The organism is uncultured Alistipes sp. (genome assembly GCF_902388705.1).
Taxonomy (GTDB): Bacteria; Bacteroidota; Bacteroidia; order Bacteroidales; family Rikenellaceae; genus Alistipes.
The window spans coordinates 80,045-93,982 of sequence record NZ_CABMQJ010000004.1; the positions used below are offsets into that span (position 1 = coordinate 80,045).

The following is a 13,938-nucleotide window of genomic DNA, read 5'->3' on the forward strand; positions in this document are numbered from 1 at the left end:
AGCCTCATCCGGGCGATTATACAGACGGGAACATACAAATATTATTATACAAAAATTAATCTCTGACCGATGAAAAACGTTAAATTTCTGCTTTCCGCCGTTCTGGTGTTTTTGGCCTCGGCGGCTCTGGCTCAGGACTTCAGCGCTCCGCAGTATGCGAAGTGGGGTGCTACGCCCGAAGAGCGAGAACAGAACATTCTCAACAGCAACTTCCTGAAAGAATCGTGCGACAACCGCAATTACGACGCGGCCGCACACTACCTCAAAGAACTTATCGACAAGGTTCCCGGGGTGGCCGAGTCGATTTACCAGCGCGGTGCCGTGCTTTACAAGAACAAAATCAACCGTGCCAAGAGCGTAGCCGAGAAGAATGTGTTCATCGATTCGCTGATGCTCATGTACGATATGCGTGTCCAGTATTTCGGCGACAATGTCAAGCCGGGCAAGACGGCTTTCATCCTCGACCAGAAGGCGCGCGAGTACCTGACTTACAAACCCAACGACCGCAAGGGGATTCGCGACGCGTTCCGTGCTGCCATCGAGGCCGGCGGCGACAACACCGATCCCGCGACCGTCGTGGTCTATTTCAGCAACCTCTGCGAGGATTACAAGAATACGGACGAGGTAATGCCCGACGAGATTATCGCCGAGTACGACCGGCTGATTCCCTTCTTCGAGAAGCGTCCGGATGCCGCCGAGTTCAAGTCGCAGTTCGACGCTGCGTTCGGTTTGAGCGGTGCCGCCAGCTGCGAGAACCTCGAGAAGCTTTTCCGCGGCAAGCTCGAAGCCAATCCCGACGACGAGACGCTGCTGGCACAGGCCGTGGGCTTGATGTCGCGCGCCAATTGCGACGGCGATTTCTACTTCTCGATTGCCGAGAAATACTATACGGTCAAACCTTCGTCGGAGACCGCCATGTTCCTGGCGCAGGCATTCCAGACCAAGGGCGATTACGACAAGGCTACCAAATACCTCAACGAGGCGCTGGCCGTCGAGCAGGATCCCGCCGAGCGTGAAGCCCTGCTGGTGCGCATCGCACTCGTCGACCTGGTTTCGAACGATATTCAGGGTGCCGCTGCCGCTGCACGCCAGGCCCGCGATTTGAATCCCGAGGACGGTGTGCCCTATTTCGTGCTGGCACAGTGCTACGCCCTTTCGGCCGCACACTGCTCGGGCTTTGCCGGACAGGCGACTTTCTGGGCCGCTTACGATACGATGGCCAAGGCTGTCGAGCTGCTGTCGAGCGATTCGGAGTACCTCGAGCACGCCAAAAAAGCGCTGGCTTCCTACCGCAGCCGTTTCCCGACTTCGGAGGAGTGCTTCTTCAACGAATTGAAGGAAGGCGCGCGCTATACCGTAAACTGCGGTACGGCGGCTGGTATTGCGACTACCGTGCGTGCACGTTAATAAATGAATCGGCTCATCGTAAGATATGCCATGGTAGCACTCTCCGTCGTGGGGAGTGCTATCTTGCTATTCTCCTGCGATAATGCCGGGGAGGGGGAAACGGAGGCCTCGAAAGAGACGATGATGACCGAGTACAGCGAGAACCTGTCGGTCGTCATGTCGCAGAACGGGCGCCGCTCCTACCACTTCAAGGCCCCGCTGGTCGAGGGCTACTCGCTGGCACGCGAGCCCTACCGGGAGTTCCGCAAGGGCGTCGAAATGACGACCTACAAGGACGATTCGCTGTCGACGGTCGACGCCGTGCTGACGGCCAATTATGCGATTTATTACGAGAACCGCGAACTGTGGGAGGCCAAGGGCAATGTCGTCGTCGAAAAATCGGATGGCAAAACCCTCTATACGCAGCAACTGTTCTGGAATGCGCGCACCAAAAAAATCTATTCGAACGTAGACTCGAAGATCGTCCAGAACGACGGCCGCGACGTATTTATCGGCGAGGGTTTCGAGTCTGACGAGGAGTTCAAGGACTGGCGTTTCCGCCGGATGAAAGGCCGCATGGAGGTCGAAGTCGACCCGGCCGGCCGGGCCGATTCAACCGCCGATTCTACCGCTGTAACACATTCTGTGGAGCGTGGCGCGTCACCGGCCCGGGAAGGTGAAACTGCCGTAAGGCGCGATGCGCCTGCGCGGCCTGCCCGCCCCTCGGCTGCGGTGCGCAGTGAAGCGCCTGCTGCATCCGTGCCTGCACCTGTTGCGGCCGTGCCTTCGCATCCGCAGGCCCAACAACCCGAGGCGCAGGCCGAAACGCTGGATGAGCCGCTCCGCCACCGCCAGACGGTCCGGGCGGAGCTGGGCGACAGGGACGGACAAACCAAATAAGGGATTACGATGTTGACTTCAATCATACTGATTGTCGTAATGCTGCTGCTGTCGGCATTTTTTTCGGGCATGGAGATCGCCTTTACGAGCAAGAACCGCCTGAAACTGGAAATCGACCGCAAGCAGAGCCGCATGTTCGATTACATCGCGGATATTTTCTCCCGCCATCCGGGGCAGTACATCACCACCATTCTCGTGGGCAACAACATTGCGCTGGTGGTCTACTCGCTCTATATGTCGCTGCTGCTGCGCGGCATTTTCTATGCATTGGGGTGGGAGAGTATCGCACAAAACGGTTCGGTGGCCCTGGAAACCGCCGTTTCGACCGTTATCATCATCTTTGCCGCGGAGTTCCTGCCCAAGTCGATCTTCCGCAACAATCCGAATTTCTATTACCGTGCGCTGGCACCGGTGATTTACTTTTTCTACCTGCTGCTTTATCCGCTCGCGCGGTTTACGACGCTCATTTCGCACGGCATCCTGCGCCTGATGGGACGCCGTGTCGTGGAAAAGAACGTGCCGCATATCTTCGACCGCGAAGACCTCGCCTCGCTGCTCGACACGAACAATTCCGAGCCGCGGCCCGAGCCGGACAACGAGCTCAAGCTTTTCCAGAATGCGCTGGACTTCGCCGACCTGCGCGTGCGCGACTGCATGGTGCCGCGTGTCGACGTCGAGGCCGTGGACATCGAAGAGACCTCGATTGAGCAGCTTACGGAGCGGTTCGTCGATTCGAAATACTCGCGTATCTTCGTCTGGCGCAAAAGTATCGACAACATTATCGGCTATGTCAATTCGAAAAGCCTCTTCACGCGTCCTGCGAATATTGCCGACGTGATGATGCAGGTCAATTTCGTGCCTGAAACCATGCCGCTGCAACTGGTCCTGCAGAACTTCATCAAGCACCGCAGCAACATCGCCGTGGTGATCGACGAGTTCGGCGGTACGGCGGGCGTGATTTCGCTCGAGGATGTGCTGGAGCAGATATTCGGGGAGATTGAGGACGAGCACGACGTACCGGATCTGACCGAAAAACAGGTCGGCCCCGACGAATACGTCCTTTCGTGCCGCCTGGAGGTGAAGTACCTCAATGAGAAATACGGGCTGGGCATCGAGGAGAGCAAGGAGTACGACACGCTGGCGGGTTTCATCATCTTCAACTACGAGGGAATACCGACGGCTGGGGAGACGGTTTTCATCGGCAGCCTGCAGCTGCGGATACTCCGCACGACACGATCGCGTATCGAGTTGGCCCGGGTCAGGAAGTTATGAGAATTTTTATAGTATAATAGGGGTCTTTTCCGAATAAAATTACTACCTTTGACTGCTAATTTGAAACAATACGATAATTTACAATTTATATGGCAAGTTTAAACACCTTACGCACCAAGTTCGGCATTGTGCTGTCGATTGTTATCGCAGGCGCCCTCTTGGCTTTCATTCTCTCTCTGAAGACCGAGATGGGTTTCTCGGGCAACGATCCCCGGGTCGGTGTTATCGACGGTGAAAAGATCAACTATTCGGAGTATTACGACCAGTACGAGCAGATCAAGGCGCAGAGCGGCGCCCAGGAGAGCGACGAACAGCAGTCGGCCATGCTCGCCAACGCTGCATGGCAGGCGCTGATCGGCAAACACGTGCTGACTCCCGGATTCGCGAAGATGGGCCTGCGCGTGACGGAGCCCGAGCGTCTGTCGATGGTCAGCGGCCAGCATCCTTCGCAGGTGTTCTACAATGCTTTTGCCGATCCCCGCACGGGCGAATACAACGTCGCAGCCGTCGGACAGTTCCTCACCGAAGCCGAGAGCAACCCGCAGGCGCAGCAGGCGTGGGCGCAGCTCAACGAGCAGGCCCGCATGGAGCGCCAGGTCGCAAAGTACCTCGGCCTGGTCAAGGGCGGCGTGTATGTCAATTCGCTCGAGGTCGCCAATGGTGTGAAAGCCGCGAATAACACCTATTCCGGCAAATGGGCGGGTAAGAAATACTCCGCCGTTCCCGATTCGCTGATTCAGGTGAAGTCGGGCGACATCAAGGCTTACTACAACAGCCATAAAGATATGTTCAAGCAGCTGCCGTCGCGTACGATTTCGTATGTCGTATTCGAGGTTGCTCCTACGGACGACGACATGCTGGCGCTCGAGAAGAGCGTTGCCGAGGTCGGTGCGCAATTTGCCGCGACCGAGGAGTTGAAGTCGTTCGTCCGCGCCAACCGCAACGGTAAAATCGCGGATACGTATGTTTCGGCGGCACAGCTTTCGGACGACGAGGCCAAGGCCCTGATGGCCGGCCAGACGTACGGCCCCGTGCTGAAAAACAACGAGTGGACGATGGCCCGCGTGCTGGATTCGAAGATGGTTCCCGATTCGCTGGGGATCCGCCATATCGTACTCCCCTATACGCAGGAGGCGCTGGCCGACAGCCTGCTGACCGTGCTCAAGGGCGGTGCCGATTTCAGGCAGCTCGCAGCGCAGTATTCGGTTTACGACGCTACGGCAGCCAATGGCGGCGAGGTCGGCGTGATGCCTTTCTCGGCTTTCACCGGCGAGTTCGCCGCTGCGCTTTCCAATGCCAAACAGGGCGACGTGGTGAAAGTCGCTTCGGGCGATGCCGTTCAGCTGATGCAGGTTTACCGTGCCGACAAACCCTCGAAACACGTGCAGGTGGCTACGATTACCTATCCCGTCGAGGCTTCGGCCGCAACGCGCCGTGATATACACAACCAGGCCGGTACGTTCTCGGTGAATGCCAAGGGCTCGATCGAGGCTTTCAACGACGCTGCTTCCGGAGCGGCTGTGACTCCCCGCGTGGCATCGATTACACAGGGCGAGCGTACGATTCGCGGTCTGGAGGATTCGCGTGAGGTTACCCGTTGGGCTTACGGCGCGAAGGAAGGCGACGTTTCGGAAATCTTCACCGTGGGCGACGACTATGTGATAGCTACGCTGACCGATATCGACGACAACGAATACGCTCCGCTGGAGCAGGTTGCCGCACAGGTTCGTGCACAGGTGCTCCGCGACAAGAAGTACGACTATATCGTCAGGGAACTCGCCGGTACGACGCTCGACGAGCAGGCTGCGAGCCTCGGCTCGGAGGTTGCCGATTTCGACGGCGTGACTTTCAGTTCGTTCTATGTCAACGGCCCGGGCGTGGAGCCCCGTCTGGTCGGTGCGATTGCTTCGTCCGGGAAAGGCGCCGTTTCGGCACCGGTGAAAGGCATGTCGGGCGTCTATGTCTTCGAAGTGGACGACATCCAGACTTCGGACAAGCAGACCGAGGAGGGCGAGCGGGTGCGTGCGCAGGCTATGGCCGAAAGCATGGCGCAGCAGTTCTCTGTGCAGGCTATCCAGCAGATGGCGAAAATCCAGGATTTGCGCGGCAAATATTTCTAAACCGCGAAATAATTTCGTTCCTGTAAAGAACGCCGGAATACTCCGGCGTTCTTTTTGTTATTTTTGTGTATATTTAGTGGGTGAACATAAACTTATCGCATAAAATTATGAATAACTTCATTTTCCACAATCCGACAAAATTGGTCTTCGGCAAGGGGCAGATTGCCAAACTCGCCAACCTGATTCCGGCCGATAAAAGGATTATGATTACATTCGGCGGCGGCAGCGTGCGCCGCAACGGCGTCTACGATCAGGTCGTCAAAGCCCTCGAGGGCCGCGACTGGGTCGAATTCTGGGGTATCGAGCCCAACCCGTCGGTCGAAACGGTGCGGGAAGCCATCGCCCTGGGACGTGAAAACAAATCCGATTTCCTGCTGGCCGTAGGCGGCGGTTCGGTCATCGACGGCACGAAACTCATTGCCGCGGGGCTGCTCTACGACGGCGACCCGTGGGAGATTGTCCTCGAGGGGAAGGCCGGCAAGACCGTTCCCCTCGGCACCGTGCTCACGATGTCGGCCACGGGTTCCGAGATGAACTCCGGAGCCGTGATTTCGCGGCAGGAAACCAAAGAGAAGTTCGCTTTCTACGGCGATTATCCGCTCTTCTCGATTCTCGATCCCGAAACGCTTTTCTCGCTGCCGCAGAAGCAGATTGCCTACGGCCTGGCCGATACGTATGTCCATGTGCTGGAGCAGTATATGACCACGCCCGCACAGTCGCGCCTGATGGATCGCTGGGCCGAGGGCATCCTGCACACGGTGATTGAAATCGCCCCGAAAATCCGGGAGAACCAGCACGATTATGCCGTGATGTCCGAATATATGCTTGCTGCGACGCTGGCGCTCAACGACATGATTCGCATGGGCGTCACGCAGGATTGGGCGACGCACATGATCGGCCATGAACTGACGGCCCTGCACGGACTGACGCACGGCGCTACGCTGGCTATCGTCATCAACGGCACCCTGCGTGTGCTGCGGGAACAGAAACGCGGCAAGTTGTTGCAGTACGGCGAACGCATCTGGGGCATCACCGGCGGTTCGGAAGAGGAACGTATCGACCGTACGATTGCGGCCAACGAGGAGTTCTTCCGTTCGCTGGGCCTTTCGACGCACCTTGCAGAGGAGGGAATCGGCGAGGCGACCATTGCCGAAATCGAGCGCCGTTTCAATGCCGCGGGCGTGAAATTCGGCGAGGCGCAGAATGTCGACGGTGCAATGGCCCGCAGGATCCTCGAAGCGGCGTTGTAAGCCTTCGCATCCGGTTTGTGAATTCCGAAGCGTCTTGTCTGGGTGGGGCCTTCTGCAATTCGCTGATTGTCGGGTCGCAGGAAAGGTTCCGCCGTTGCAGGTCGCAAATCCGACGATCGGCTGCGTGCACGAATTTATCCCCGAACCTTTTTGAACTGGATTTTCTGAACATGCAAAAATCCCCGGAGTTTAACTCCGGGGATTTTTCTGCAATAATTACTGCCGGTTTAGTCTGCGAGCAGTATTTCGAGCATTTTGATAGCTGCGGTAGCAATCGGGGTGCCGGGGCCGAAGATGGCGGCGGCGCCGTCGCGGTACAACTCGTCGTAATCCTGTGCGGGAATTACGCCGCCGACGATGACGATGATGTCCTCGCGGCCCAACTTCTTGAGCTCGGCAATCAACTGCGGTACGAGGGTCAGGTGGCCTGCGGCGAGCGACGAAACGCCGATGACGTGCACGTCATTCTCCACAGCCTGCTTGGCGGCCTCCTCCGGAGTCTGGAACAACGGGCCCATGTCAACGTCGAAACCGATGTCTGCGTATCCCGTGGCAACCACTTTGGCTCCGCGGTCGTGGCCGTCCTGTCCCATCTTGGCAATCATGACGCGGGGCTGACGGCCCTCTTTTTTGGCGAATTCAGCGCACAACTCCTTGGCGCGTTCGAACTGTTGGTCGTTTTTCACTTCTGAACTATATACTCCTGAAATTGAACGTATAACAGCCTTGTAGCGGCCTACGACCACTTCGCAGGCGTCGGAAATCTCGCCCAGCGACGCGCGTACCTTGGCAGCCTCCACGGCCAGCTCCAGCAGGTTGCCCTGCTTGGTCTTCACGCACTCGGTGATGGCGGCGAGCGCTTTCTTCACGGCTGCTTCGTCGCGGTTCGCACGCAACTCCTGCAGACGCTTGATCTGGCTTTCGCGCACGGCGGTGTTGTCCACGGCGAGAATGTCGATCGGCGCCTCTTTCTCCAGGCGGTATTCGTTGATACCGATAATCTTCTCCATGCCGGAGTCGATACGTGCCTGCTTGCGGGCCGAAGCCTCCTCGATACGCATCTTCGGAATACCGGTTTCGATAGCCTTGGCCATGCCGCCCAGCTTCTCGACCTCCTGAATGCGTTCCCAGGCCTTGTCGGCGATCTCCTGCGTCAGCGATTCCACGTAGTAGGAGCCTGCCCACGGGTCTACCTCGCGGCAGATGTTGGTTTCCTCCTGAATGTAAATCTGCGTGTTACGTGCGATACGCGCCGAGAAGTCGGTGGGCAGGGCGATAGCCTCGTCCAGGGCATTGGTGTGCAGCGATTGGGTGTGTCCCAGTGCCGCGCCCATGGCCTCGATAGCCGTACGGGCCACGTTGTTGAACGGATCCTGCTCGGTAAGCGACCAGCCCGAGGTCTGCGAGTGAGTACGCAGCGCCAGCGACTTGGGATTCTTGGGCTCGAACTGTTTGACGATTTTGGCCCACAGCATACGTGCCGCGCGCATCTTGGCGATCTCCATGAAGTGGTTCATGCCGATGGCCCAGAAGAACGACAGGCGGGGTGCGAAAGCGTCCACTGACATGCCGGCGTTGATACCTGCGCGCAGGTATTCCAGACCGTCGGCCAGCGTGTAAGCCAGCTCGATGTCGGCCGTGGCGCCCGCCTCCTGCATGTGGTAGCCCGAAATCGAAATCGAGTTGAATTTGGGCATGTTCTTCGAGGTGTACTCGAAGATGTCTGCGATGATGCGCATCGAGAACTCGGGCGGATAAATATAAGTGTTGCGCACCATGAACTCCTTGAGGATGTCGTTCTGAATCGTACCTGCCAGCTGGTCGAGCGTGCAGCCCTGCTCCAGTCCGGTCACGATGTAGAACGCCAGCACGGGCAGCACGGCGCCGTTCATGGTCATCGATACCGACATCTTGTCGAGCGGAATGCCGTTGAACAGCACTTTCATGTCCTCTACCGAGCAGATCGACACGCCGGCCTTGCCCACGTCGCCCACTACGCGCGGGTGGTCGGCGTCATAACCGCGGTGCGTTGCCAGGTCGAAAGCCACCGACAGGCCTTTCTGTCCGGCGGCGAGGTTGCGGCGGTAGAATGCGTTGGACTCCTCGGCGGTCGAGAAACCCGCATACTGGCGGATTGTCCACGGACGCATCACGTACATCGTCGAGTAGGGGCCGCGCAGGAACGGGGCGATGCCTGCCGCGTAGTTCAGGTGCTCCATGCCTTCGAGGTCTTCGGCGGTATAGGCGCCCTTGACGGGAATACCTTCGGCCGTCAGCCACGGCTCGACCTGTCCGCAGCCTTTCGAGGCGCAGCAACTCTTCTGCTGGCCTGCGTCATATGTCAGTTCTGAAAATTTAGCTCTCATGATTAGATTCCCATCTCTTTAAGGTAGAACTTAAGTGTTTCCAAGACGTTCGACTTCACGTTGATGAAGTTCGTGATGCCCTGTGCCTCCAGTTCGGGCGTGCAGGCCGGTGCTCCGGCAACCACGAGGATCGCCTTGCCGCCGAGCAGCTCCTTGACTTTCGGGGCTGCCTCCGCGTAGTCGTCGTCGCTCGCGCAGACCACTACGATCTGGGCCTTCGATTCCAGTGCGGCTTTCACACCCTCTTCGACCGACTTGAAGAACGTATTGTCGATAACCTTGATGCCGGCGCATGCGAAGAAGTTGCACGAGAACTGTGCGCGGGCGCGGGCCATTCCCAGGTTGCCGCACGTCAGCATGAACGCCTTGGGCTCCTTGCCGCTGCGGTCTACATGCAGGCGCATCTCTTCGAAAGCCATGGCGCCGCGGTAGGGTACGAGTACGTTGCCCTCGGCCTGCTTGCGCGTTACGGCTTCGGCGGTGATCTCCCTGGGCGCTACCTCGGTGAAGTTGGGGAACTGGTTGGCACCGAGCAGCGTCTGGCGGCGCGTTGCGATGTTCTTGTCCTTGGCTGCGGCCGAAGCCTTGATGCGCTCGGCGATGAAGCCGGCTTTGTAAGCTGCGGTGTAGCCGCCTTTCTCCTCGATTTCGAGGAAGAGTTTCCAGGCTTCTGCTGCAATCGACTGCGTGAGGTTCTCGATGTAGTACGAACCGCCGGCCGGGTCTACGACCTGGTCGAAGTGCGACTCGTGCTTGAGCAGCAGTTCGACGTTGCGGGCGATGCGCTTCGAGAACTCGGTCGGGTTTTCGAACGATGCGTCGAACGGAGTGACCTCCAGCGAATGCACGCCGCCGATTGCGGCCGACATGGCTTCGGTCGTGCCGCGCAGCATGTTCACGTAGGGGTCGTATACGGTCTGGTTCCACCTCGAGGTTTCTGCGTGAATCTGCATTTTTGCAGCGCAGTTCTTTTCGGGGTTGTAACCCTTGACGATGTTGGCCCACAGCATGCGTGCCGCACGGAACTTGGCGATCTCCATGAAGTAGTTGGAGCTTACCGAGAATGCGAAACGCAGTTTGCGCGCCGCAACGTCGACGGGCAGCCCCGCGTCGGTCAGGCGCACGAGGTAGTCATGGCCGGCCGAAAGGGTGAATGCCAGCTCCTCGACGATGGTCGAACCCGCGTTGCCGAAAATCCGGCCCGAAACGGTTACGACGCGGATATGTTTGTATTCCCGGGTCTTTTCAATAAGTTCCGCGATGCGTGCGAAGCACTTTTCGCCGTCGGGCGAGCAGAAGTCGCCTTTCTGCGAAAGGCCTTTGACGAGCGGGTCGATGCAGAATGCGATGCGGACATCCTCTTTGGCGATGCCCTCCTTTTCGATTTTCGCCAGTACGAGTCCGGCCACGTCGGCCGTTTTCTGGCCGCAGAACGTCAGCTCGACGGCCTGGATGCAGATGCCCTCGAGCAGCGTGTCGAGGTCAGCGGCGGAGAAATCCGCCGATGCGATGCAGAAACCGAGCGAGTCGACGCCTGCATTGAGGATTTTCAGGGCCTCGGCGTTTGCCTCTTTGGGGCATACGACGCTCACGGTCTGGTGTACGCGCCAGCGGTTGTGTGCGTGCGTACCGCGTACGTAAGGGAACTCGCCTGCCTGCGAGCCCAGGAACTTGACCCCTTCGAGGTTCTCGGCGCGGTAATAGGGACGGACGTTGAAACCTTCGCCTGTTCTCCATACCAGTTTGCGCTCGTAATCAGCACCTTTCAGGTCGGCTGTAATCACCTCCTCCCACTTCTCGGTCGGAACCGGCGGGAACTCGGTGAACAGCTTTTCACGTTTGGTATTTGCCATAACTATTTAGAGATTAGTATAAGTGTTGTTTCAAAATTGCACGTAAAGGTATAAAATTATTAGCGATTGTAACAAGAAATTGTTAATAAAATAACACTATATAATTTCTTTTTATAATATAGGATTATTTCGTTTGGTTTCGTTCATAGGATGCGGGGATACCTGTTATTGTGGCGTATTGGTTTAAAATTGGTCATTATACCCTCTGAAATTGCGAAAAACCAAAATTTACGATTTTTGGGATTTTGGTGAAAATTTCGGGCTGTTTTCTGAAAAATAGGGTGAAAAATCGACGTAATGCTGAAAAAATACCCTTATTTTTCGGGAAATATCGAAAAAAAATAGGGTGTTTTTCGAAAAATAGTGGTTTTTGCATAACCGGCGTAACGAAAAAATAATTACATTTGTAGCCGAGAATAATACATACGGCGGCAGGGGAGAAGCCGCGGGGTAGTTAGATGGGACACAGCCTGCCGCGAGGCAGTTGTCCGTTGAAAATTCAGGTTAGGTTTTAGTTCAGCAATTATTCGGTTTCCTCCCCTGCGCGTATGTTCTTCGGAATATTAATCCAAACTTAAATCTATGTCATCATTATTGAGATTCAAGATGGTCGATGCGGCGATAAACCACACCGCCGTCGAGGTGAAAGCCCCCGAAGGACGTCCGTCGGACTACTTCGGGAAGCAGGTGTTCGGACGTACGGCCATGCGTAAGTACCTCAACAAGGCTACTTACGAGGCCCTGCTCGATACGATGGAGCACGGGACGCGCCTTACGCGCGAGGTGGCCGACAGCATTGCCGCAGGTATGCGCCAGTGGGCGCTGGAGCACGGCGCCGACCACTATACCCACTGGTTCCAGCCCCTGACGGGCGGTACGGCCGAGAAGCACGATGCCTTTGCCGAGCCGGACGGCTGCGGCGGTGTGCTGGAGGAGTTCTCGGGTAAGCTGCTCGTACAGCAGGAGCCCGACGCGTCATCGTTCCCCAACGGCGGTATCCGCAATACGTTCGAGGCCCGCGGCTATTCGGCGTGGGATCCCACTTCGCCGGCGTTCATCGTCGATACGACGCTCTGTATCCCGACCGTCTTCATCGCCTATACGGGCGAGGCATTGGATTACAAGGTGCCCCTGCTGCGTTCGATTACGGCCGTGGACAAGGCCGCGACGGAGGTGTGCCACTATTTCGACAAGAACGTGCAGCGGGTCGTTTCGTACCTGGGCTGGGAGCAGGAGTATTTCCTGGTGGACGAGAGCCTCTGGGCCGTACGTCCCGATTTGATGCTTACGGGCCGCACGCTCATGGGCCACGAGTCGGCCAAGAACCAGCAGTTGGAAGACCACTATTTCGGTGCCATTCCGACCCGCGTGATGGCCTTTATGAAAGACCTCGAATACGAGTGCCTGAAACTGGGCATTCCGGTCAAAACCCGCCACAACGAGGTGGCGCCCAACCAGTTCGAGCTGGCGCCGGTTTACGAGGAGGCCAACCTCGCCAACGACCACAACCAGCTGCTGATGACCGTGATGGACAAAATCGCACGCCGCCACAAGTTCCGCGTGCTGCTGCACGAGAAGCCGTTCAAGGGTATCAACGGCTCGGGTAAGCACAACAACTGGTCGCTGGGAACCGATACGGGCGTGAACCTGCTGGGCCCCGGCAAGACCGCGTCCGAAAACCTGCAGTTCATCACGTTCCTCGTGAATGCCATTTCGGCTGTCTACAAGCATAACGGCCTGCTCAAAGCGTCGATTATGAGCGCCACGAACGCGCACCGTTTGGGCGCCAACGAGGCGCCGCCCGCAATCATCTCGACGTTCCTGGGCACGCAGGTGTCGGCCGTGCTGGACAAGCTGGCCGCCAGCAAAGGCGGCGACGCCATCCGTTTCGATGCCAAGAACGTCTTCAAGATGAGCGGTATTTCGCATATCCCGACGCTGCTGCTCGACAATACCGACCGCAACCGCACTTCGCCCTTCGCATTCACGGGCAACCGCTTCGAGTTCCGCGCCGTGGGCTCGTCGGACAACTGCGCCGAGGCGATGATCGTACTCAATGCGGCTATGGCGCACGAGCTGACGGAGTTCCGGCAGAACGTCGATGCCAAAATCGAGTCCGGCATGAAGAAGGAGAAGGCGATTTACGAAGTGCTGAAACAGATGATTAAGGCCTGCAAAGCCGTGCGCTTCGACGGCAACGGCTATTCCGACGAATGGAAGGCCGAGGCCAGGAAGCGCGGACTGGACTGCGAAACCTCGACGCCGCTGATTTTCGACCGCTACCTCGACGCGCAGACCAAGGAAATGTTCGGCCGGACGGGCGTATTCTCGGAGGTGGAGCTCGAAGCCCGTACCGAGGTGAAGTGGGAAACCTACACCAAGAAAATCCAAATCGAGGGGCGTGTGCTGGGCGATCTGGCGATGAACCATATCGTGCCGATTGCTTCGAAGTACGAGGCGCTGCTGCTCGACAAGGTGTACAAAATGTCGCAGATTCCCGGGCTGAACGCTTCGGCCGACATCGAACTCATCAAGAAGATTCAGTACCATACCGCCGAGATACAGAAACTCACGGGCGATATGATTGCGGCCCGCAAGGTGGCCAATAAGCTCGAAGACCAGCGCGAGAAAGCCATCGCCTACCACGATACCGTCGCCGTCTGCTTCGACGAAATCCGCCGCCATATCGACAAACTGGAGGAGATTGTCGACGACCAGATGTGGCCGCTGCCCAAATACCGCGAACTGCTTTTCCTGCGCTGACAGCGCAGCATGGTATATATAGTATTTA

General features: G+C 57.5%; 8 protein-coding genes. 6 read left to right on the plus strand and 2 right to left on the minus strand.

Features of this window, described 5'->3' with window-relative positions:
- Positions 1 to 69 precede the first annotated feature (69 nt).
- The 5 genes from QZT71_RS02535 to QZT71_RS02555 all read left to right on the plus strand — a co-directional run bounded on the left by QZT71_RS02535 (position 70) and on the right by QZT71_RS02555 (position 6,928).
- Positions 70 to 1,407: an enzyme of heme biosynthesis gene (locus QZT71_RS02535; protein WP_295912008.1), complete on the plus strand. Its 1,338-nt coding sequence runs from the start codon at positions 70 to 72 to the stop codon at positions 1,405 to 1,407.
- Positions 1,408 to 1,410: 3 nt separating this feature from the next.
- Positions 1,411 to 2,286, plus strand: a complete 876-nt coding sequence (gene lptC, locus QZT71_RS02540; RefSeq protein WP_295912012.1) for an LPS export ABC transporter periplasmic protein LptC — start codon at positions 1,411 to 1,413, stop codon at positions 2,284 to 2,286.
- 9 nt (positions 2,287 to 2,295) lie between these two features.
- Positions 2,296 to 3,558 (plus strand): hemolysin family protein, encoded by a 1,263-nt coding sequence (locus tag QZT71_RS02545; RefSeq protein ID WP_295912015.1) that lies wholly within the window; start codon positions 2,296 to 2,298, stop codon positions 3,556 to 3,558.
- A gap of 89 nt (positions 3,559 to 3,647) precedes the next feature.
- Positions 3,648 to 5,678: a peptidylprolyl isomerase gene (locus QZT71_RS02550; RefSeq protein ID WP_295912018.1), complete on the plus strand. Its 2,031-nt coding sequence runs from the start codon at positions 3,648 to 3,650 to the stop codon at positions 5,676 to 5,678.
- A gap of 107 nt (positions 5,679 to 5,785) precedes the next feature.
- On the plus strand, positions 5,786 to 6,928 hold the full coding sequence (locus QZT71_RS02555) for an iron-containing alcohol dehydrogenase (RefSeq protein WP_295912021.1): 1,143 nt from the start codon (positions 5,786 to 5,788) through the stop codon (positions 6,926 to 6,928).
- Between the two features lie 227 nt (positions 6,929 to 7,155).
- Here the strand turns inward: QZT71_RS02555 and scpA are convergent, their stop codons facing one another.
- Positions 7,156 to 9,294 (minus strand): methylmalonyl-CoA mutase, encoded by a 2,139-nt coding sequence (gene scpA, locus QZT71_RS02560; RefSeq protein ID WP_295912024.1) that lies wholly within the window; start codon positions 9,292 to 9,294, stop codon positions 7,156 to 7,158.
- A 2-nt stretch (positions 9,295 to 9,296) separates the two neighbouring features.
- The gene (locus tag QZT71_RS02565; RefSeq protein WP_295912027.1) at positions 9,297 to 11,147 is read right to left on the minus strand and encodes a methylmalonyl-CoA mutase family protein; all 1,851 of its coding nucleotides are present in this window, start codon (positions 11,145 to 11,147) and stop codon (positions 9,297 to 9,299) included.
- Between the two features lie 606 nt (positions 11,148 to 11,753).
- Here QZT71_RS02565 and QZT71_RS02570 point away from each other — a divergent pair.
- Entirely contained in the window at positions 11,754 to 13,910 is a 2,157-nt protein-coding gene (locus QZT71_RS02570; RefSeq protein ID WP_295912133.1) for a glutamine synthetase III, read from the plus strand.
- Positions 13,911 to 13,938: the final 28 nt, after the last annotated feature.